This is a genomic window from Kitasatospora purpeofusca (assembly GCF_042691725.1).
GTDB classification, from domain to species: domain Bacteria; phylum Actinomycetota; class Actinomycetes; order Streptomycetales; family Streptomycetaceae; genus Kitasatospora; species Kitasatospora purpeofusca_B.
This window is the reverse complement of sequence record NZ_CP170483.1, coordinates 461,926-482,658: the sequence shown is the minus strand read 5'-3', so window position 1 is coordinate 482,658 and position 20,733 is coordinate 461,926. Positions and strand designations below refer to the sequence as shown.

Genomic DNA, 20,733 nt, shown 5'->3' with positions numbered 1-20,733 from the left:
GCTTGACCCCGCAAGACCGCCAACGGATCTCGACCGGACTCTCCGACGGGCTCTCCTACGCCGAGATCGCCAGACGGCTCGACCGGCCGACCTCGACGATCAGCCGGGAGGTCGCCCGCAACGGCGGCGCCTCCGCCTACCGGCCCCAGTCGGCGCAGCAGGCGGCGGCCCGACGGGCGCGGCGCGGCTCGCCGTCGGCGCCGCCTGCGGGCGGGGCGGCGGTCGGCGCGGTGGCGGAGGGGATCGTGGAGGCGGCGGTCCGGTCGGGGATGCCGAGGATGACGGCGCGCGTGCACGTCGATCTGCTGCTGTCCGAGGACGGCCGGCGCACCGCCGCCGAGTTGACCCGCCGACTGCGGGTCAGCCCGGCCTCCGTCTCCGTGGCCGTCAACCAGCTCGTCGAGAACGGGTACGTCCGCCGCGAGCGCGATCCTCAGCGGCGCCGCGACGTCTACGTGCTCGACGACGAGGCCTGGTACCGGTCGATCGTGATCAGCTCCCGGCAGACGCTGGAGACGGCGAGGGTCGCGGCGGACCTCCTGGAGGCGCTGGGGGCGGACAGCCCGGTGGCGCAGCGGCTGACCAAGGCGGGGGCGTTCCTGGAGCGGGTCATCCAGGACATGCTCGACTCGGCCGAACGCTGGCGCGGTCTGCTGTCCTGACGTACTACCGGACCCGGCCCCCGGGGCGGCTCGGCCCGCCGGTCCGCCGTCCGGTAGATTCTGCGGACTGTTGATCGGCGTACGAAGCGGCTCTGAGCTGCGGGTTCGATACGGGGGAGCGGCATGCGGTCGGGGCGGGAGCGGGAGCAGGGGCGGCGGGTGGCCGACCTGCTGGAGTGTTGGCGGGCGATCGAGCTGTTCAGTCCGCCGAGCATTCCGGACCTGCCGCGCAAGCGGCGTGCGGGCAGGCCCCGGGCCTCCGACACGTTCGTCGTGGACCTCACGCCGGGGGCGGGGCAGGCCGCGCCGGTGCTGCCGTGGTCGGCGGAGCATCCGGACACGGCGCCGTGGCGGGCGCCGCGCGGGATGGTGTGGCGGCACGAGGTGTACGGCGGGCTGTTCGACCTGGAGCTGCTGCGTCAGGCGATGATCGCGGTGCTGCCGGCGGGGACCGAGCCGGATCCGGGGGTGCCGCAGGAGGAGTTGGTGCTGTCGGGGCGGAGCGCGATGTTCGCGCTGGTCCTGGACGAGCACGGGCGGCCGGTCGACGGGACGTCGGTGGTGTCGGCGTGTGCCTGGGCGACGGGCCGGCTGTTCGACCCGGGGCCCTCGGCGCCGGGGTGGCTGGACGGCTTCGAGGAGCTGGGCGAGGCGTTCGAGGCGGCGGTGGGGCAGTTGGCCGCCGCGCCGATCACGTACGCCGCCGGCGGGAGCCGGACCGTGCGGGAGGGTTCGTCCGGTCTCCAGGCGGCACCCGCCGCGGACGGCGTGGCGGCCCGGGGCTGGCGGCAGGTGCTCGCCGAGGTGCTGGGTGGCGCCGCGGTGGCGGCGGTCGGGGTGCTGCTCGGGGAGGCGGCCGGGGTCGCGATCCAGGGGGCGGCGGACCCCTTGGTGCGCAGGGTGGCGGACTGGGTGGCGGCGCGCCGTCCGGTGCAGGACGGTGCCACCGGGGCCGCCGTCGAGGCGGCTGGAACGGCAGGAACGGCGGGACCGGCAGGAACGGCGGAACCGGCGGAGTCGGCCGGAACGGCGCCCGCCGACGGGACCCGCCCCGAGTTCCGGGCCGTCGCGTTCGCCGACCTCGTCGCCCTGACCGCCCAGATCGCGCACCTCTGCGGGGTCCAGGAGCGCCTGGACCCGCGCGCGATCCGCGTCTGCAGCCGACTCGTCCGCCTCCCGCGCGACCCCGAGGCCCGGCCCACCGCCGCGCAGCCGTTCCTCAACAGCCTGCTGCCGCCGGACCTCGCCCGGGTCCGCGCCGCACTCAAGGACGGCGCGGGCGGGAAGGAGGGCAAGGGCGGCAAGGACGGCGAGGGCGGCCTCGGTCCCGCCCTGGAGGCGTACCTGGCCTCCCGCGCCGACATCGCCGTCCACGCCCGCACCGACCTGCGGGAGGACCGCCAGGCCGTCCTGGACGGCGTCGGCCCCGCCCTCGTGCCCGCGGGACGCTGGCCGGCGAAGGCGAAGTACCCGCTCGCGCTCAGCCAGCAGTTCGCGGTGAACCGGATGCTGGCCGACCGTGAGGGGACCGACGGCGGCCTCTTCTCCGTCAACGGCCCGCCCGGCACCGGCAAGACCACCATGCTGCGCGACCTGGTCGCCGCGCTCGTCGTCGAACGGGCCACCGTGATGGCCTCCTTCGAGCGGCCCGAGGACGCGTTCGTCGGCCGGGCCTGGCGCGGCAAGGACCGGCAGGGGCGCCACGTGCGCTTCGTCGCGGCGCTCGACCCCAGGCTCACCGGCCACGAGATCGTGGTCACCTCCTCCAACAACGGCGCCGTCGAGAACGTGACGGCCGAACTGCCCGGCGCCGCCGCCCTCGACGAGCACTGGCACGACGGCCCCGACCACTTCTCCGACCTGGCCTCCGCCCTGCTCGACGGCGCGCCCGCCTGGGGCCTGGTGGCCGCCGTGCTCGGCAACAAGTCGAACCGGACGAAGTTCGCCCAGCGCTTCTGGTGGGGCCGCCTGTCCGAGGCGGAGACCGACGCGCGCACCGCCCGGGGGCTGCCCCCGCTGCGCGGTATGAACGCCGTCCTGGGGGACTGGGTGACGCCGTCCGTCCCGAAGCCCCGCACCGGGCGCACCGCCCAGCCGATGCCTGCCCAGCCGACGCCCGCACAGTCGGTGCCCGCACAGTCGGTGCCCGCACAGTCGGTGCCCGCACAGTCGGTGCCCGCCGAGCCGACGCCCGCCCAGCCGGTGCCCTCCTGGCCGCAGGCCGTCGCCGCCTTCGAGGCCGCCCGGGCGGAGGTCGAACGCCTGCGCGCCGAACGGGCCCGCCTCGCCGCCACCCTGGCGGACACCGCGCAGGCCCGGGGCCCGCGGCGCGTCGACGCCCTGCACGCCGCCCTCGCCCGCGCCGACCGGCGCGCGGCGGAGGCTGTAGCCCGGCACGCCGACGCCGCCACGGCCGCCGCCGGCGCCCGGACCGCCTCCCTCACCGCCGAAGCCGCGCACGACGCCGCGACCCGGGGCATCCCCCGGGCCCGCGCGGCTCTCGCCGAGGCCCGCGCCGACCTGGCCGAGGCCCGTGAGCGGGCCTCCCACCACCGCGAGTACGTCGAGGCCCTGACCGCCCGGCACGAAGCGCAGCCCGAAGGCGGGCCGGGCCTGCGCTCCGGGCTGCGCCGCCTGCTCCGCACCGCCGCCGAACGCCAGGCCGCCGAGGCGCAGCACGAACGCACCCAGGCCGAGATCCTCGACCTGCTGGTGCGGCAGCGCTCCGCCCTGGAGGACGCCCAGGACCATCTCGCCCGCTGCGTCCGCGCCGAGGACCTCGCCGCCACCGACCTGCACACCCGCTCCACCGCCTCCCTCGACGAAGCCGCCGCGGCCGCCGACCGGGCCCGTGCCCGCGAGGCCGCCGCCCGTACGGCGGAGGCCGCCGCGCTGGAGGCCGTCCAGCGGGCCCGGCAGGACGCCGCGGCCGCCCGCAGCGACCTGGACGCCGCGACCGCCGGGCTCGACGCCGCCCACCGCGCCCTGCGCCGGGCCGTCACCGACCTGCCCTCCCTGCCCCTGGACTGGCTCCACCTCGACGACCGGGAACAGGAACTCGGCTCACCGTGGTCCGACGAGGCCTGGTGCACCGCCCGCAGCGACCTGTTCATGCGCGCCCTGGACCTGCACCGCGCCTTCGTCGCCGCCAACGCCAAGCGGGTCCGCGGCAACCTCCTCGTCCTGACGGAGCTCATGGCGGGCACCAACGGCCCCGTCCCCGACGAGGAGGTCCTGCGCGCCTGGCAGACCCTCTTCCTCCTCGTTCCCGTCGTCTCCACCACCTTCTCCTCCATCGGCAGCATGTTCGCCCGCCTCGGCAGGGGCGCCATCGGCTGGGTCCTCGTCGACGAGGCCGGCCAGGCCACCCCGCAGGCCGCCGTCGGCGCCCTGTGGCGCGCCCGCCGGGCCGTCCTCGTCGGCGACCCCCTGCAGCTCGAACCCGTCGTCACCATGCCCGCCGCCCTCCAGCGCCGCCTGCTGCTCGCCCACGGGGTGGATGAGGAGTGGCTGCCGTCCGCCACGTCCGCCCAGGCCGTCGCCGACCGCGTCAACCGCTACGGCACCTACCTGCCCGACCCCACCGGCGCCGACGGGTCCACGGTCTGGGTCGGCTCGCCCCTGCGCGTCCACCGCCGGTGCGAGGACCCCATGTTCACCGTCAGCAACGACGTCGCCTACGGCGGCCTGATGGTGTACGGCACCCACCCCCAGGCCTTCCCCGACGAGGACCGCGACGGCCTCCTGTCGAGCCGCTGGCTCGACACCCCCGACCCCGCCCGCGACGGCGACGCCCCCTGGGGCGAACGCGACCGCCGCGCCCTGGAGTTCGTCCTCGGCCGGCTCGACCGCCACGGCGTCGCGCCCGAACGCCTGCGCATCATCGCCCCCTTCCGCGCCCTCGTCCGCGAGGCCCGCGAGACCTGCGCCGAAGCCGGCTGGACCGGCGAACAGCTGGACGAGCGCTGCGCCACCGTCCACCGGGCCCAGGGCAAGGAGGCCGACGTCGTCATCCTCCTCCTCGGCAGCAACCGCCCGGGCGCCCGCGCCTGGGCGGCCGGCAGCCCGCACCTCCTCAACGTGGCCGCCAGCCGGGCGAAGCGGCGCCTGTACGTCATCGGCGACCGCTCGCTGTGGGCTCCGCTGCCCCACTTCGACGTCCTGGCGCGGGAGTTGCCGACCTACGACCACCTCCGCGACCGGGACACCTGGCCCCTCGACGGACCCGACCCGGGGCGGCCGGCCGGGTAGCGCCACCCCCGGACGCCGCTACCTCAGGTCGTCGAGGAGGCCGTCCAGGGCCTTCTTGAGGGCCGCGGCGTTGGACGGGTCGAACCAGGTGGTGCGGATGCGTTCGTTGCTTCCCCCGGGTGTCTCGTGGTCGGCGGCGAGCCGGTGCAGCGGGCGGGACTCGTCGCCCAGCGAGCGGCCGACGCTCTGGAAGAGGCCGCGCACGTAGTGGTCGGCGGCGTCGGGGGCGATGCCGTGGTCGGTGGCCCACGAGGTGAGCGTGCTGAGGTAGGCGTAGTGGGCGGTGAGGGTCGAGGTCAGCGCGGAGAAGACGTCGAAGGCGTCCTGGTCCGCGACGGGGAGCACTCCGCCCAGCCGGCCGAAGAGGGCGTCCACCACCGGGTGCGAGGGGTACGTCACGGTGACGGAGCGGCGTTCGCGCACGGCGGGCAGCGGGATGGCGCCGACGATCGCGGCACCGGTGGCGAGGGTCCGGCGCAGGCCGTCGGTGGAGACGCCGGCCGTCAGGTTGACCACGGTCCTGTCCTCGGGCACCGTCAGCCCGGCGAGCGCCTCGTGGTGGTCCTGGCGGCGCACGGCGATGACCACCACCTCGGAGCGGTCCACCACCTCCTGGTTGCCCGCGCACACGTCGACGCGCTCGAAGCGCTCGGACAGTTCGGCGGCGGTGCGGGCGCCCCGGGGCGAGAGGAAGACGTCCGGTGACGCACCGCCACCGTCGCCGCCACCGTCGCGCAGGCCCTCGACGATCGCCCGCCCGATCTCGCCCACTCCGATGATGCCGATGCGCTGCACGGTGTGTTCCTCCGCGTGCTGGGTCGGACGGAGGAACCGACGTTACGTCAGTCGCGCTCCCCGCCACAGCCCGTCGGTGATTCTCCTCCGCCACTCCACCAGGAGGGAGCGGCGCGCCCCCGACGGAAGGAAAGTTAATCAAGCGCTTGACTATTCGCTGCCCGCATCGAATAGTTAGGCACATGCTTAACCAATCTGGTTCGTTGGACCGGGTGTTCCAAGCGCTGGCGGACGCGACTCGCCGGGACATCGTCGAGCGGTTGATCCGCGGGCCCGCCTCGGTCAGTGAGCTGGCCCGGCCGCTGGCCATGTCGCTGCCGGCGGTGATGCAGCACCTACAGGTACTGGAGGCGTGCGGACTGGTCCGGTCCGAGAAGGCCGGAAGGGTGCGCACCTGCCACATCGAGCCGGGTGTGCTGCGCATGGCCGAGGACTGGATCGCTGCGCAGCGCACTGCCTGGGAACACCGCCTCGATCGCCTCGGCGACTACCTGACCGAACACTGCGACAGCCCGGATCAAGGGAGCACACCATGACCGATCACGTGGTCACGCATGCCACGTTCACCCTCGAACGCCGCTACGCGGCCTCACCGGCCACAGTGTTCGCCGCGTGGGCCGTCCCCGAAGCGAAGGCCCGCTGGTTCGCCGGCCTCGACGCCGAGCACGAGCTTGATTTCCGCGTCGGTGGGCGGGAGGTCAACCGCGCCCGCTCCGGCGGTGGGCCGGTGCTGACGTTCGAGTCCTGGTACCGCGACATCGTCCAGGACGAGCGGATCGTCTACACCTCCACGCTGTCCGAGGGGCAGGACCTTGCGACAGTGTCGCTGACGACGGTGGAGTTCCTCCCCGAGGGTGGTGGCACCCGGCTGCTACTCACCGAGCAGGGCACCTTCCTCGACGGCCGCGAAGAACCGAGCTGGCGGGAGCAGGGCACCGGCACGTGGCTCGACGCGCTCGCCGCCGAACTGCTGCGAAGCATCGAGCAACAGTGATGACCACGAGCAACTCTTCGCAGACTCGCCGTTGGCGGGTGCTGGCGCTGCTGGGCACGGCGTTCTTCATGACGATTCTGGACGGCACCAGCCTGCTCGCCGCTCTGCCCGCGATCGAAGGCCACCTTCGCCTGCACGGTCCTGCGATCCAATGGACCGTGACGGCCTACGCGCTGGCCTTCAGCGGGCTGCTGTTGTTATGCGGCCGCGCCGCGGATCTGCTGGGCCGTCGACGTGTGTTCATCGCCGGGATGGTGCTGCGGATCGTGGCCTCGCTGGCCTGCGGGCTCGCTCCGTCCATCCAGGCCCTGGTGGCCGCCCGGGCGGTGCAGGGCGTCTCGGCCGCGATCATCGCTCCGGCCGCGTTGTCGATGGTCATGAACACTTTCCCCGAAGGGATCGAGCGGAACAAGGCGCTCGGTATCTGGGGCGGCCTCGGCGGGCTCGGCGCCACCGCCGGTCTCCTACTGGGCGGCGTCATCACCGATGTCCTCGGCTGGCAGTGGGTGTTCTGGGTCAACGTCCCGGTCGGGACCCTCGTGCTGGTGCTCGCCCCCGCCATGCTGCGCGAAAGCCGGGATCGAGCACGCTCCCGTTCCTTCGACCTCCCTGGTGCGCTGACCATCGCCCCAGCACTCGTTCTGCTCGTCTACGTGATCACCCGGGTGCCGACATCCGGGTGGGCGAATGGACGGAGCATCGGGCTCCTGGCCGCCGTGGCCGTGCTGGTCCGGATGTTCATCCTGATAGAGAAGCGATCGGCGGCCCCGCTCGTTTCCTTTCGGGCGCTGCGCTCGCGCACGCTGATCGGCGGCAACCTCCTCCTGCTCATCGCGGGCATGACCGTCGACGGCATGCTCGTCACCCTCACCTCCTTCGTGCAGCAGGTGCACGGCCGGCCGGCGGCGCAGTTCGGGCTGGCGGCCGCGATGATGACCGTCACCGCGGCCGCAGGCGCACTGCTGAGCCAACGGATCGTGCCCAGGCTCGGCCCGGGGCGGGTAGCTGCCGCCGGGACCGTCCTGCTCGGTTGTGGCTGCCTGCTGCTCACCCGCATACCGGCCGGTGGCCCGATGAGTCTTCTGCCGGCGGCCCTGTTCTTGTTCGGGGCGGGAATGGGCGCCGTCACGGTATGCGCACAGATCGCCGCGCTGACCGGCGTCACCGAAAAGGACTCGGGCCTGGCCGCCGGCCTCGCCGACACCTCCTTCGCCGTCGGCACCGCCGTCGGCACCGCCATCTGCACCAGCGTCGCCGCCGCCCGCACGTCCGCGATCGGTGGTCCGACACCGCTCGCACTCACCGCCGGGCAGCATGCCGCGTTCGGGGCGGCCGGCGTCTTCGCCGCTCTCGCCTTGATCACCGCGTTGACGCTCCTCGGCAAGCGATTCGGCCTGTCCCGCGGTGTGTCGGCGGACGCGAGCGAGAACGTGCCTACCAGGGCACCGTCAACCTCACCTTGACCTACGGGACACACCCTGGATCCCTCCTGGCGTGATTCCTGTTCCGGATTCCACGGAGGGCCGGACCCGAATCCGTCGACAAGGCCCCAGCCCCACCAGCGAACCCCGGCGCCGAGGTCCTCGGTGTCGCTGCGGGTCTGGACGGCACCCGGCTCACTCCTCCCCTCCGCCGTCATCGTCGAGGTCGACGGCGTCCGGGGCGCGCAGGTCCCGGTTCCCCCGCGGGGTCACGGCCGCCGGGCCGGCGCTCTGCGGTAGTGGCGAGGGGCGGCCGTGACCCGGTGGCGGGGGCTACTTGCTGTTGAGGCTGGTGTGGTTCCACCAGCCCTGGCGGCCGGTGGTGAAGGAGACCTTGCGGGCGCCGATCGTGCCGTCGTAGGACTGGCCCTTGGTCAGGGGGCTCTTGGTGACGACGCCCTTGGGGTCCTTGATGGCGGGGATGGTGACGGCGGCCGCGTGGTCGAGGTCGGTCTGCTGGAAGCCGGTCGGCTGGGCCGTGGTGATGACCTCGTCCCAGTTCGGGGAGGCGGCGAGCTGGTGGGCGAGGTGGACCTCGTCGCCCTGGCCGAAGGCGAGGTAGGTGAGGTAGTCGGGGTAGCCGGTGGCGTTCAGCGGCTGGTAGAGGACGACGTCCTCCTTGCGGCAGGTCGCGGTGGTCTCGTCGAGGATCTTGGTGAAGGTCCGGGTGCCGGCGCTGTCGACGGTCACCCGTTCGAGTTCGACGGGCAGCGAGGTGCGGGTGCCGTCGACGATCTCCTGGAGCGGCCAGTGGCCCTCGGAGAAGAGGGAGTAGTAGACCTGCTTGTCCTCGTTGGCGGCGAGGTCCTTGAGGTAGAGGTCGTGCAGGGTCTGGGCCAGGCCGAACCTGCTGATCAGCTGGAAGGCGTGGACGGGGACGAAGTAGAGCGGGAGGTGGTAGACGAAGACCGTCTTCCTGCCGATCAGGAGGAAGCGGTGGCCGTGCCGAGGTGGGGCGTCGGGTTCCTCGGGCCGGGCGAGGACGTCGGGAGTGGTGGTCATGGGGAGCCTCCACGGGGGACGGGCCCGCCGGCCGGGCGGCCGACGGGCCCTCAGGGTGGCAGATCGGGTACGACCGGCCGCCCCGCTTCGCGGTGGGTTCCCGAGCTTCACCCGGACGCTGTGCCAGGGGAGCGGGAGGCCTCCCCGGCGCGAGCTCAGGACGCCTGGGCGGCCCGGTCGGACTCGCTGCGCAGCACACAGAACTCGTTGCCCTCGGGATCGGCGAGGACCGCCCAGCCGGAGCCGTCGGGGTTGCGGCGATCGGCGACGAGGGCGGCGCCGAGGCCCAGCAGCCGCTCCACCTCCAGATCGCGCGTGGTGTCCGGGCGCAGGCACAGGTGGAGCCGGTTCTTGACCGTCTTGGGCTCGGGCACCTGGTTGAAGTACAGGACCGGGCCCTCCGTCAGCAGCACCTGCACCTCGCGGTCGCCCGGCCGGTCGTCCGGATGCAGCGGACGGCCGGTCACCCCGCTCCAGAACCGGGCCAGCTCATAGGCGTCCGCACAGTCGATCGCCACGTTCTGCACTACCGAGACCATGGGCCCGAGCCTTCCCGATTTCCGCCCCGAACGCCACCTGGTCGCGCTGCGCCTTCAGGGCGCCGCCCGGTTCCGGCGGTCGCCGGCACCCGCACCGCGCCTCCCGGGAGCTGCGGCGGACGGTGGCGGTCAACGCCGTCATCGCCTTCGGCTTCGGCTTCGGCACCGTGACGGTGGCCGGCCCGGTGCCGGCCCTCACATAGTGGCCGTGCGGTCAGCGGGCGGTGAGCCGCCAGCCCGCGTGGTAGGGGTCGTGGACCAGCAGCAGGCAGCCCGGCAGCGGCGCCACGTCCCGCGCCGGGGCGTCCGGGTAGGCCGTCGCGGCGTCGCGCGGGCCGTCGGCGCTCCACACGGCGGCGCCGAGCCGGATGCCGCGCCAGCTCCGGCTCCGGTGGCGCGGCCGGTTGCGGACGGCGATCCGCCTGCGGTCGCCCGTCCACCGGACGACCTCGCTGCCGCGGCCGGTCAGGCGGCCGGAGACGGTGCGCACCCCGTCGAGCGGGGTCACCTCCAGGACCCAGCCGCCCGTCGCCTCCACCGAGATCACCTCGGGGTACGGGGCGGCGCCGATCAGGAGCGCCCCGCACCACTCCTCCGCGTGGAGGCCCGAAACGCGTCCGCCCGGGGCCTCGACGCCGAGCCACCTGTCCTTCTCGACCGGCCGCCGGACCTGCAGCACCGCGGGCGGGCCCTGGTAGCAGAGCAGTTCACCGCCGTCGCCCTCGGCCCGGTCGACCAGCCGGCGTTCCGGCCGGTCCGGCCGCAGGGTCATCCGCCAGGTGCTGTCGCAGTCCTCGACCCGCAGGCCGAGGCGGCCGAGGGCGGCGTCCTTCCGGCCGCCCCAGAGCGGGACGGAGGCCGGGCTCTCGGCGCCGCGGACCCGGTGCGAGGTGAGGAAGCGGCCGTTCTCGTCCAGGACGTCGACGCCGCACGAGCCGGACGCGAGGGCCATCTCCAGCACCGCCGGCCGCCCCGGATCCGGGCGGTCGAACAGCTCGGTGGAGTTCCCGAACCCGTTGCGGACCAGCGCCGTCGACCGCGGGAGGTCGGCGGACTCGACCGTGAACGACCAGTCCTGGCCGTGTTCGACGACCACGAACTGCGGTCCGTCCAGCGCGAATCCGTTCCGGTTCCTGGTGCTCAGGACGAAGTCGAAGGTGTCGGCCACCACCACCGGCGGCTCGTCGGGCCCGTCGGGGTAGTGGACCACCCGCAGGGCGCCGGCCGTGTCGTGGGTCTGGGTCACCACCGCCCGGGCGGCCCCGCCCCGGTACTCCAGGAGCCGGGGTCCGCTGCCCTTCGCCCCCGTGGCCAACGCGACCGTGTCGCCGGGATCGTGCACCGTCACCGTCCAGCGCTCCGAGGCGTCGACGGTGATCCGCCGCATCGCCCGCTGCCGCTCCGGCGACAGCGGCACGGCGGCGCGGCCGTAGCCGTGGATGTTCGGGTGCCCCGGCGTCCACACTCCGTCGCGCTCGCGGAGGGTGATCCACTTCCTCGGCACCGTCTCCGCAGTCAGCAGCACCACCCGGGCCGGATCCGGGAACTCCAGTTCCACCTCGGTCCGCCCCCGTCCCGACACGACTCGACCGCTCACCGGCGTCACCCCCCGGCGGCAGTCTCCCCGCTCCGGTCCGGCCCGCACCACCCCGCGGACGTCACAACCCCGCGACGGCCCGGCGGCCCGTGGCCGGCTCCGGTGATGTCGGAGGGCTCCGCTAGAATCCAGACCGTGAGCGGAGATCCACCGGCCGAACAGCCCGCGGCGGAGGAGCAGTTGGCTGTCACCCCGGAGGGCCGTGTCCTGGCGGGTTTCGGCGCCGGTCTCGCCGCCCTCTCCCGTCGTTGACGGTCCGTCAGCTGAACCGTCAGCACACAGTCCATCGGAACGTCTGATCTGCTGTCAAAGTTCCTGGTTTTCCTGCGAACTTGTACGAAGGCCCCTTAAGCTCCCGTTAACAATGACGGCTTTCCGTCACACGCGGACTCCCTCGCGGGGTCGGGGCGGCAGGCCCAACCGCATCATGAGAGCAGGGATGACAACGACACGTGATCAGGGAACCGGTGCCGTTCGCGGCCCGGAACGGCGGCCGCCGGGTGTGCTCGGCCGCCGCACCGTGGGGGGCGCCGCGGCGCTGCTCCTCGGAATCGGGGCGTGCTCGCTGGTGGCCGCCCCGGCCGCGTTCCCGCAGACGGCCGACGGGACGGTGACGGTCCGCGTGGTGCGGGCCGTGGACACCGACGGCGTGTGGCAGGCCGCGCTCGAACCCGGTATGGCGGGCGTGAAGGTGACCCTCACCGACGACGAGGGCGCCGGGATCGAGGGCACCACGGCGGCGGACGGCACGGTGACGCTGACGCCGGGCACCAAGCTCGCCGGCGGCAAGTACCGCGTCCAGGTGGTGAACCCGAAGCCGGGCACGCTCTACCCGGCCTTCGCCTCCCGCGAGGGCCTGGGCGGCGCGCCCAACCAGCTCAGCAGCAACGAGGAGTTCGTCGACGTCTCCGACGGCAAGAACGTGGCGCTCACCACCGGGCTGTGGTACCCCGGTGACTACTGTCAGAAGAACGCCACCCTGGTGACGACCTGCCAGGCGGCCTCGCGCGAGGACGGCACCCAGCGCACGCTGGTCTCCTTCCCGTACAGCGCGCGCGGCCAGGACGGCAAGGACGCGAAGGCGACCAACATCGCCACCAACGCCGAGACCGGCACGCTGTACGGCATCGCGTGGAACAAGGCCGACCGGCGGGTGTTCTCCTCGGCGGTCGCCAAGCGCGCGACGGACTACGGTCCCGGCGGCGCGGGCGGGATCTACGTGACGGACGTGGCGTCGAAGCAGACGTCGCTGTTCACCACCGTCCCGAACGCCGGTTCCACCGCCCACGGCGGCGGCACCGACGACGGGTTCATCGCGGTGCCGGGCAAGGAGAGCCTCGGCGGCATCAAGGTCACCGAGGACGGCCAGGACCTCTTCGTCGTCAACCTCAACGACCGCAAGCTCTACCGCTACAACGCCTCCGTGCCCACGGCCTCCGCGCCGAAGGCCGTCTACCCCATCCCCGACCCGGGCTGCCCCGCGGCCGGGGACTGGCGTCCGTTCGGCCTCGGCCTCCAGGACGGCACCGGCTTCCTCGGCGGCGTCTGCTCGGGCGAGTCGACCGGCAAGGCGTCCGACCTGAAGGCGGTGGTGCTGCCGTTCGACCTGGCCACCGGCGCCTTCTCGGCGGCGATCCTGAACCAGCCGCTGGACTACCCGCGCCAGTCGACCGTCGGAGGGGGCCCCTGCGACGGGGCGGCCTGGTTCCCGTGGACCGGCACCTGGCCGACCTCGCAGAACGGCAACGCCTGCGGCACCAGCCTGATCGCCCAGCCCGAACCCGAGCTGGGCGAGATCGCGTTCGAGACCGACGGCTCGATGCTGCTGGCCTTCCGCGACCGCTTCGCCGACCGCGCGCCGGACGGTGTCCCCTACTCCGCCGTCATGTCGGGCGGTGACCTGAACAAGGCCTGCCCGGCCAACGGCAGCTACGTGATGGACACCAACAACGGCTGCGGACTGTCCCCCCGGGGCACCCGCTTCTTCGACACCAGCTGGGGCGGTCACCGCAACACGGCCTTCGCGGGCCTGGCGAACTCGAAGGTCGAGAACACCATCGCGACCTCCGCGTTCGACCCGAACCACGAGGCCCTCGGGTACGGCACGTCGTTCCTCCAGCGGAACGGCCAGCAGGACCCGAAGTTCGGTTTCCGGCTCACCCCGCCCGGCGGTCCCGACCCGTTCGGCAAGGGCGCCTCGATGGGCGACCTGGAGGTGCTCTGCGACCAGGCCCCGCTCCAGATCGGCAACCGCGTCTGGTACGACCCCGAGCGCAGCGGCATCCAGCGCCCGGGCCAGAAGCCCGTGCCCGGAGCGACGGTCAACCTCTACGACGAGACGGGGAAGCTCGTCGGCACCACCAGGACGACCGATCGCGGTGAGTACTACTTCGACGACACCAACGTCACGGGCGGCCTCAAGCCGCGCACGAAGTACACCGTCCGGCTCGACAACCCCGCCGACTACGCCAAGGGCGGCCCCCTCTACCAGTGGGTGCCGACCGACGCTGACGCCGGTGACAACGCCTTCATCAACTCGAAGGGTGTCGTCCCGGCGGGCGGGCAGTACGCCGAGCGCGCGCTGACCACCGGCGGACCGGGCGAGAACGACCACACCTTCGACTTCGGCTTCCGCCAGCAGGAGGGCGCGCTGCGCCTGGTCAAGCACGACCAGGACGGCAAGCCGCTGGCGGGCGCGAAGTTCCAGCTCTGGAAGGAGACCAACGGCACCACCGGGCTGCAGAGCACCGGTGACAAGCCCGACACGAAGGTCGGCGAGCCCTGTACCACCGGGGCCGACGGCATCTGCAAGGGCAGCGGTGCGCCGGGGTCGTACTTCTGGCAGGAGGTGAGCCCGCCCGAGGGCTACTCCGCGCCGGAGGTCACGGTGTTCGGCCCGCTGGTGCTGAACGCCGACAACCTCGCGGCCGGAGTCGAGGTGACGGCCGTCAACCGGCTGAAGCCGACGCCCACCCCGACCGCGACGCCGACGCCGACGCCCACCGAGACGCCGACGCCGACGCCGACTCCCACGCCGACCCCGACGCAGACCCAGGCGCCGACGCTGCCGTCCCCGGCCGCGACGCCGCCCGCGCCCGCGCCCGCCCCCGGGCACCTGGCGAACACGGGTGCGAGCGACGGTACTCCGGTGATGGTGGCCGGTGCGGGCACGCTGACCGTGCTCGGCACCGCGTTGGTGCTGCTGGCACGCCGGCGCCGGGCCCAGCACCGGTAGCCTGCCTCCGGCAGTTCCCCGCCCGGGCCGCTGAGGCCCGGGCGGTACCGCCGCCGAGGGCCCAGGGCGGGTCCGGAGACCGATGGTCTCCGGACCCGCCCGTGTGTGTTGGAACCGAACGACGAGAGAAGGCATCCGCATGGCCCGGAAGACGAAGGCCGCCACCTCCAAGCCGGACCCCGCGCCGGACCCCGGGCCGCGTCGCCGGACCTCCTGGCTCCGGAGCCTGCTCGCCCTCGCGGTGTGCGCCGCCGCCGTGGGCGGGCTGGTCGGCTACCGCATGCTCTCCGACGAGCCCGGGGAACGGCCGGTGACCGTCGACGAGGCCTCCCGCCTGGCCCTGTCGCGGCTCACCCTGTTCCAGGCCAGCCCGGTCGCGGTGACGCTCACCGCCGCCGAGGGCGGGGGCATCTCCGTTCGGGTCGAGGGCGTCGTCGACTACCGCACCCGCCACGGCGTGGGCCGTTACCACACCACCGGGGCGAACGGCCCGCTCGACCACGGCCTGGTGGTCTGGGACGCCGGCGGCCTCGGGCTCAGCCCCGAACCGGCCGGCGTGGACGGCCCGGCCTGGCAGCAGGCCGAGCGCGTCCCCCGGCAGGGCTGGTCCCCGCGCAGCTACACCGCCGACCCGCTGGACGCCGGGCTCCGGCTGATCGTCGAGCTCGGCGCCGACCGGCCCGACAATCCGCTGCTGCTCGCCCAGTCCGGCGCGCGCTGGCTCGGCCGCGACCGCCTCGACGGCCGCGACCACGACCGGTTCGCCGGCCCGCGCGCCCAGGGCGCCGCGCCCGACGGCGAGCGGTCGCCGCTGACCTACTGGGTCGACGGGGACGGGGGGCTGCGGCAGGTGACGATGCGGATGCCGGGCCTGGGCACCCCGGCCACGGTCGGGTTCGGCGGGCGGGACGACACCGCCAAGCTCCCCGAGGCGCCCTGGCTCACCGGCTGACCGTCACCCGGCCGTTCGACCGTTCGGCCGTCCGTCACCCGGCCGACCGCCTGCCACCCGCCGACCGCCCGTCACCCCGTCGGCTGCGGCGGCAGCGCGCCGGGGTCCGTGGGCAGCGGGTACGCCGCCGGGTCGACCGCCCCCGGCAGGCCCGTCGCCGGGCGGGCGGGCGCCGACGGATCGGGCAGCGACGGCTGCGCGGGCGGCGCCGGCACCTGGCTGAACGCCATGCCGGGCGGCGCCTGCACCGGTGCCGCCCGCCCGGCGGCCAGCGGCCCGCGCGGCGGCCCGCCGCAGGCCGCCGCGGCCTCCAGGCCCTCCGGGTGCTGCGTGCCGGGCCGGTTGCCGCTGAAGCAGTTGCCCGGGTCGACGGAGCCGAGCACCAGGTCGGCGCCGTTGCCGTCCACCTGGTTGCCCTCGACCCGGTTGCCGCTCGCCGGGTGGCCCGCCGGGTCGGTGATGATCACCCCGGCCGCGCGGTTGCCGCGGACGAGGTTGCGCTCCACCCGGTTCGCCGTGCCGCCGCCGATCCCGATGCCGATGCCGAAGCCCCCGTCCGCCTGCTGGGGCGAGTCGGCGGCGTTGTTGTCGACGACCACGTTGCCCGCGATCACCGCGGCGTGCTGCGGGGCCAGCGCCTCCAGGTCGTTGGAGTTCACCGTGACGCCCACCCGGTTGCCCGCCGCGCGGTTGCCCAGGATCGACAGGTTGTCCGAGGCGTTCGTCAGCTCGATGCCGACGGCGTTGCGCTCCACCGTGTTGCCGCGCACCAGGGTGTCGCACGGCTTGCACTGGCCGACGTAGATGCCGGAGTCGGCGTGCCCGGAGGCGTACGACTCCTCGATCACCCCGGCGCGCGCGTCGAAGGCGTAGATGCCGTACAGGCCGTTGTTGTACGCCGTCACCCGGGTCGCCCGGAAGCCCACCACGGGCGGGAAGCGCTCGGTGTCCAGCGGGTCGTACGCCGAGCCGCCCGCGCCGCGCTGCTGCAGCTTCTCGTCCGTCACCCCGGTGAACAGCACGCCGTTGGCCAGGTAGCCGTGGACGGTGAGGTTCTCCACCACCGTGCCGGGGCCGGTGGCGGTGATGCCGTTGGCCAGCTTCAGCCCGCCGTCGAAGACCACCGCCGAGCGGTCCGTGCCGCGCACCACGACGTTCGCCTTGGCGACCCGCACGCTCTCGCGGTAGGTGCCGGGGCCGATCAGCACCGTGTCGCCCTCGCGGGCGACGTCCACCGCCTTCTGGACGCTGGGGAAGTCCTCGGGCACGCGGACCACGCTCCCCGCCGGGTGCTTGGCGTCCTCCGCGGCCGGACCGGAGGAGGAGCACCCGGCGGCCGCCAGGGCGACCGCGGCGGTCACGGCCGCGGCGGTGACGGTGCTGACAGCGGTCCTGCGGGGTGACTGACGATCAGGAAACGTGATTTGCATGGCACGTGTTCTATCGTCTCCAATAGGGCGCATGCCCACCGAACCCCGAAAAGCGTCGCCATCGTACCCCTCCGCCGCCCCCGGCGTCGGGCGGCGTCGGGCGCTGCTGGCCGCCGGGGCGGTGCTCGCCGCCGGCGTCGGCGCGACGGTGGGCGAACTGGCGGCCGGCGACCGCGCACCCGGCCGCGCCACCACCGGGGCACCGCCGCCCGAGGGGCCGATCCCCTTCCACGGCGCCCGGCAGGCCGCACTGACGTCCCCCCAGCTCCCCGCGACCAAGCTGCTCGCCTTCGACCTCCCGGCCACCTCCGCCGCCGCGGACCGCGAGGCCCTGCGCACCCTGCTCGCCGCCTGGACCCGCACCCTGGCCGCCTCGGCCGGACCGGCACCCGACCCGCGCCTGCGCACCGAGGACGGCGCCCCCCGGCTCACCTCGCTGGTCGGCCTCGGCCCGGCCCTCGCCGCCCGGCTCGCCCTCGCCGTCCCCGCCGGGTTCGCCGACCTGCCGGCCTTCCCCGGCGACCGCCTCGACCCGGCCCGCGGCGGCGGCGACCTGCTGCTCCAGCTGTGCGCCGCCGACCACTGGACGCTCGCCGTCGTCGCCGAACTCGCCACCACGGCCGCCCACGGCGCCGGCGCCACGCCCCGCTGGGCGCAGTCCGGCTTCCTGCCCCGCACCGCGCCCGGCGCCACCCCCCGCAACCTGTTCGGCTTCAAGGACGGCACCGCCAACCCCGACGAGGACCTCGCCCGCCAGTGGGTCTGGGGCCCGGCCGGGCCGCACGAGAACGCCACCGTCCTGGTCTACCGGCGGATCCGGATGGACACCGTCGCCTTCGCCGCGCTCCCCGAGGAACAGCAGAACCTCGCCATGGGCCGCCGCATCGGCGACGGCGCCCCGCTGACCGGCACCGCCGAACACGACGAGCCCGACCTCTACGCCAAGCACCCCGACGGCGCCTACGTCATCCCCACCACCGCCCACGTCCGCCTCACCGGCCCCCGCCTCGACGGCGGCGCCCGGATGCTGCGCCGCGGCTACAGCTACGACGACGCCCCCGGGGACCGCGGCCTGCTCTTCTGCGCCTTCATGCGCGACCCGGGCCAGTTCACCCGCGTCCAGAACCGCCTCGCCGAGCGCGACGCCCTCAACCCCTTCCTCGAACACACCGCCTCCGCCGTCGCCTACGTCCTCCCCGGCGCCCCGGAGGGCGCCGCCCTCGGCGACCACCTCTGGGCCTGACCCGCCGTCCGTCGCGGCGCCGCACCGGCATGCGCGAGGATGGGGGCGGTCGGATGCACAGGGCAGGGGGCTGCGGGTGGGCGGGGAGTACGGGGACGTGGACGAGGCCGGCGCCCGCGTGCACAACCGGCTGACGGACAGCACGGTGCACGGCACCGTCGTCCAGGCCGGGCGCGCCGACGTCGTCATCCGCGCCTGCGACCCCGTCGAGCAGGCCGTCCCGGTCACCGTGGCGCCGCCGCTGGGCCTGCGGGACGCCAACCGCCCGCTCCGGGGCCGGGCCGACGTCCTGGCCCGCCTGGAGGCCGCACCGGCGGGGGAGGGACTGCTGGTGCTGTGCGGGATGGGCGGCTGCGGCAAGACCACCCTCGCGCTGGAACTCGCCGCCCGCCGGACCGCGACCGGACACCGGGTGTGGTGGGTCGAGGCCCGCAACGGCCCCGCCCTGGAGGCCGCGCTGCGCGCCGTCGCCCGCCAGGTGGGCGCCGCACCCGAGGAACTCGACCGCGGCGACACCGCCGACGTCCTGTGGTCCCGCCTGGCGCGCCTGGACGCGCCCTGGCTGCTCGTCGTCGACAACGCCGACGACCCGGCCCTGCTGGACGGCCCCGGCGCGCTGAACGCGGGCACCGGCTGGATCCGCCCCGCCCCCGGAGCCGGCACCGTCCTGGTCACCACCCGCGAGGGCACCCCCGCCACCTGGGGACCCGCCGCCCGGCTGCACCCCCTGCAACCCCTGACCGGCGACCGCCTCGACGACGCCGCCCGCATCCTGCGCGACCACGCCCCCGCCACCGCCGGCACCGAGGCCGAGGCGCACACCCTCGCCGCCCGCCTCGGCGGCCTCCCGCTCGCCCTGTACCTGGCCGGTGCCTACCTCACCGAGGCGGCCCGCACACCGGCCCCCTTCCGGGCACCCGGCACCCCGACCACCTACGCCGACTACCGGCGGGCGTGGGAGGACGGCCCGCAGGGCCTGGACCGCGAGCACGCGCTGTCCCGGACCTGGGCGATGTCCCTCGACCTGCTCGAACAGCGCGGCCACACCCACGCCCGGCGGCTGCTGGAGCTGATCGCCTCCTTCGCCGACGCCGATCTGCCCTACACCCTGCTGCTCACCCCCGGCCGGCTGGCCGACGCCGGGCCGCTCGCCGAACTGGACGGCCCGGCCCTGTGGCAGCACCTCACCGCCCTCGCCGCGTTCGGCCTGATCGACCTCCCGGAGGCCGCCCCGGACACGCTCCCCGTGCTGCGCATGCACCCCCTGGTCCGCGACGCCTCGCGCTCGCCCGAGGCCGGAGCCACCGCCGCACGCCTCCTGGTCGCAGCGGCACTCGCGGAGGAGACCGGGGTGCCGGAGGAATCCCAGTCGTGGACCATCTGGCGACTGCTCTCACCGCACATCCTCGACGGCTTCCACCGGATCGAGACGGGGCCGCTCACCGACCGGGATCTTCTGGACCTCACCGCGACCGTCGACCTGGCCGCCCGGTACCTGCGGATCGGTGGCCTGTTCACCCAGGCCCGAGTGGAGTTCGAGGCGATCCTCGCCCTGGAACGCGAGCGGTTGGACGATACGCAGCCCGATTCGCTCGCCACTCGGCAGCATCTCGCCGCAGTCCTGCGTGACCTGGGTGAGTTCGAGGCAGCCCGGGCGGAGCTCGAGTCGGTCCTCACGATCGTACGTGAGCGGGGCGGCGACACCCATCCGCTCACCCTGAACACCCGTCATGACCTGGCGCTGGTGCTGCTCGGCATGGGGGAGACCGACGCGGCCCGGGCGGAGCTCGAATCCCTTCTCGTCGCCCGGCGGGACGAGTTGGGCGACACCGACCACCTCACGCTCACCACCCGGCACGAACTCGCTCGGATCCTCTACGGCCAGGGGGAGTTGGAAGCGGCGCGGGCGGAGTTCGAGGCGATCCTGGCCATCCAGGAGGAGGAGTCCGACCGGAACGATCCGGAGATGCTCGTCACCCGGCACCACCTCGCCCTGGTGCTGTACGACCTGGGGGAGCTGGAGGCGGCCCGGGCGGAGTTCGAGGCCATTCTCGTCGCCCGACGCGGTCGCTTCGACGAGGACCATCCCGGGGCGCTCAGCACCCGGAGCGCAATCGCCCAGCTCCTCTGCGATCTCGGGGAGTTGGAAGCGGCCAGGGCGGAGTACGAGGCGGTTCTCGCCATCCGACGGGCCCGGATGGGTGAGAACCACCCCGAGACCCTCGTCACCCGTCACAACCTTGCCGTGGTGCTCCTCATCATGGGGGAGGCCGAGGTGGCCAGGGCCGAGCTGGAGGCGGTGCTCGCTCTCGAGAGCGAGCGGTGGGGTGACACCCACCCGGCCGTTCTCCCCACCCGCCGCAGCCTCGCCCTGGCGCTGGTCGGCCTGGGGGAGCGGGAAGCGGCCGGGAAGGAGCTGGAGGCGGTCCTCGGCATCCAGCGCGAGCGGTTGGGCGAGGACCATCCCCACACACTCGCCACCCGCCAGGACATCGCTGAGCTCCAGGAGGTCCTGGCGGTGGCCGAGCCCGAGCCACGGGCTTGATCCCGGG

The 20,733-nt window shown here is 74.3% G+C and carries 14 protein-coding genes; 9 read left to right on the top strand and 5 right to left on the bottom strand.

Going from position 1 to position 20,733, the window contains the following annotated elements; genetic code table 11:
- The first annotated feature begins 2 nt into the window (after nt 1–2).
- Together ACFCLZ_RS02140 and ACFCLZ_RS02135 are read left to right on the top strand one after the other, a co-directional pair.
- Nucleotides 3–662, top strand: coding sequence for a helix-turn-helix domain-containing protein (locus tag ACFCLZ_RS02140; RefSeq protein ID WP_380282860.1), 660 nt, complete (start codon nt 3–5; stop codon nt 660–662).
- A 123-nt stretch (nt 663–785) separates the two neighbouring features.
- A complete protein-coding gene (locus ACFCLZ_RS02135; RefSeq protein ID WP_380282859.1) occupies nt 786–4,913 on the top strand; it encodes a DEAD/DEAH box helicase in 4,128 nt (1,375 codons plus the stop codon).
- A gap of 18 nt (nt 4,914–4,931) precedes the next feature.
- Here ACFCLZ_RS02135 and ACFCLZ_RS02130 read toward each other — a convergent pair whose 3' ends face one another.
- Nucleotides 4,932–5,708, bottom strand: a complete 777-nt coding sequence (locus ACFCLZ_RS02130; protein ID WP_380282858.1) for an NAD(P)-binding domain-containing protein — start codon at nt 5,706–5,708, stop codon at nt 4,932–4,934.
- Nucleotides 5,709–5,890: 182 nt separating this feature from the next.
- On the opposite strand from ACFCLZ_RS02130, the gene ACFCLZ_RS02125 reads away from it, so the two are divergent.
- Genes ACFCLZ_RS02125 through ACFCLZ_RS02115 form a run of 3 tightly spaced genes read left to right on the top strand, consistent with a single transcriptional unit; the run spans nt 5,891 to nt 8,165 of the window.
- The gene (locus ACFCLZ_RS02125; protein WP_380282857.1) at nt 5,891–6,244 is read left to right on the top strand and encodes an ArsR/SmtB family transcription factor; all 354 of its coding nucleotides are present in this window, start codon (nt 5,891–5,893) and stop codon (nt 6,242–6,244) included.
- Nucleotides 6,241–6,702, top strand: coding sequence for an SRPBCC family protein (locus ACFCLZ_RS02120; RefSeq protein ID WP_380282856.1), 462 nt, complete (start codon nt 6,241–6,243; stop codon nt 6,700–6,702). The genes ACFCLZ_RS02125 and ACFCLZ_RS02120 overlap by 4 nt, the downstream gene beginning before the upstream one ends.
- Nucleotides 6,702–8,165 carry an MFS transporter gene (locus tag ACFCLZ_RS02115; protein WP_380282855.1) on the top strand — a complete coding sequence of 488 codons (1,464 nt, stop codon included), beginning with the start codon at nt 6,702–6,704 and terminating at the stop codon, nt 8,163–8,165. The genes ACFCLZ_RS02120 and ACFCLZ_RS02115 overlap by 1 nt, the downstream gene beginning before the upstream one ends.
- Before the next feature lie 291 nt (nt 8,166–8,456).
- Here ACFCLZ_RS02115 and ACFCLZ_RS02110 read toward each other — a convergent pair whose 3' ends face one another.
- The 3 genes from ACFCLZ_RS02110 to ACFCLZ_RS02100 form a co-directional block, all read right to left on the bottom strand.
- On the bottom strand, nt 8,457–9,185 hold the full coding sequence (locus tag ACFCLZ_RS02110) for a hypothetical protein (protein ID WP_380282854.1): 729 nt from the start codon (nt 9,183–9,185) through the stop codon (nt 8,457–8,459).
- 155 nt (nt 9,186–9,340) lie between these two features.
- On the bottom strand, nt 9,341–9,724 hold the full coding sequence (locus ACFCLZ_RS02105) for a VOC family protein (RefSeq protein WP_380282853.1): 384 nt from the start codon (nt 9,722–9,724) through the stop codon (nt 9,341–9,343).
- A gap of 214 nt (nt 9,725–9,938) precedes the next feature.
- Nucleotides 9,939–11,321, bottom strand: coding sequence for a hypothetical protein (locus ACFCLZ_RS02100; protein WP_380282852.1), 1,383 nt, complete (start codon nt 11,319–11,321; stop codon nt 9,939–9,941).
- 439 nt (nt 11,322–11,760) lie between these two features.
- Between ACFCLZ_RS02100 and ACFCLZ_RS02095 the strand changes: the two genes are divergently transcribed.
- Entirely contained in the window at nt 11,761–14,556 is a 2,796-nt protein-coding gene (locus tag ACFCLZ_RS02095) for an SdrD B-like domain-containing protein (protein WP_380282851.1), read from the top strand.
- Nucleotides 14,557–14,695: 139 nt separating this feature from the next.
- On the top strand, nt 14,696–15,508 hold the full coding sequence (locus ACFCLZ_RS02090; RefSeq protein ID WP_380282850.1) for a hypothetical protein: 813 nt from the start codon (nt 14,696–14,698) through the stop codon (nt 15,506–15,508).
- 71 nt (nt 15,509–15,579) lie between these two features.
- Here ACFCLZ_RS02090 and ACFCLZ_RS02085 read toward each other — a convergent pair whose 3' ends face one another.
- The gene (locus tag ACFCLZ_RS02085) at nt 15,580–16,869 is read right to left on the bottom strand and encodes a right-handed parallel beta-helix repeat-containing protein (protein WP_380282849.1); all 1,290 of its coding nucleotides are present in this window, start codon (nt 16,867–16,869) and stop codon (nt 15,580–15,582) included.
- Between the two features lie 100 nt (nt 16,870–16,969).
- On the opposite strand from ACFCLZ_RS02085, the gene ACFCLZ_RS02080 reads away from it, so the two are divergent.
- A complete protein-coding gene (locus ACFCLZ_RS02080; protein ID WP_380282848.1) occupies nt 16,970–18,181 on the top strand; it encodes a Dyp-type peroxidase in 1,212 nt (403 codons plus the stop codon).
- A 76-nt stretch (nt 18,182–18,257) separates the two neighbouring features.
- A complete protein-coding gene (locus ACFCLZ_RS02075; RefSeq protein ID WP_380282847.1) occupies nt 18,258–20,726 on the top strand; it encodes a tetratricopeptide repeat protein in 2,469 nt (822 codons plus the stop codon).
- Nucleotides 20,727–20,733: the final 7 nt, after the last annotated feature.

What these genes read in the sequence shown, in the direction of transcription:
- ACFCLZ_RS02125 (WP_380282857.1), top strand. Translation starts at nt 5,891, where the DNA reads ATGCTTAACCAATCTGGTTCGTTGGACCGGGTGTTCCAAGCGCTGGCG.
- ACFCLZ_RS02080 (WP_380282848.1), top strand. Translation starts at nt 16,970, where the DNA reads ATGCCCACCGAACCCCGAAAAGCGTCGCCATCGTACCCCTCCGCCGCC.
- ACFCLZ_RS02090 (WP_380282850.1), top strand. Translation starts at nt 14,696, where the DNA reads ATGGCCCGGAAGACGAAGGCCGCCACCTCCAAGCCGGACCCCGCGCCG.
- ACFCLZ_RS02095 (WP_380282851.1), top strand. Translation starts at nt 11,761, where the DNA reads ATGACAACGACACGTGATCAGGGAACCGGTGCCGTTCGCGGCCCGGAA.
- ACFCLZ_RS02110 (WP_380282854.1), bottom strand. Translation starts at nt 9,185, where the DNA reads ATGACCACCACTCCCGACGTCCTCGCCCGGCCCGAGGAACCCGACGCC.
- ACFCLZ_RS02120 (WP_380282856.1), top strand. Translation starts at nt 6,241, where the DNA reads ATGACCGATCACGTGGTCACGCATGCCACGTTCACCCTCGAACGCCGC.
- ACFCLZ_RS02135 (WP_380282859.1), top strand. Translation starts at nt 786, where the DNA reads ATGCGGTCGGGGCGGGAGCGGGAGCAGGGGCGGCGGGTGGCCGACCTG.
- ACFCLZ_RS02115 (WP_380282855.1), top strand. Translation starts at nt 6,702, where the DNA reads ATGACCACGAGCAACTCTTCGCAGACTCGCCGTTGGCGGGTGCTGGCG.
- ACFCLZ_RS02105 (WP_380282853.1), bottom strand. Translation starts at nt 9,724, where the DNA reads ATGGTCTCGGTAGTGCAGAACGTGGCGATCGACTGTGCGGACGCCTAT.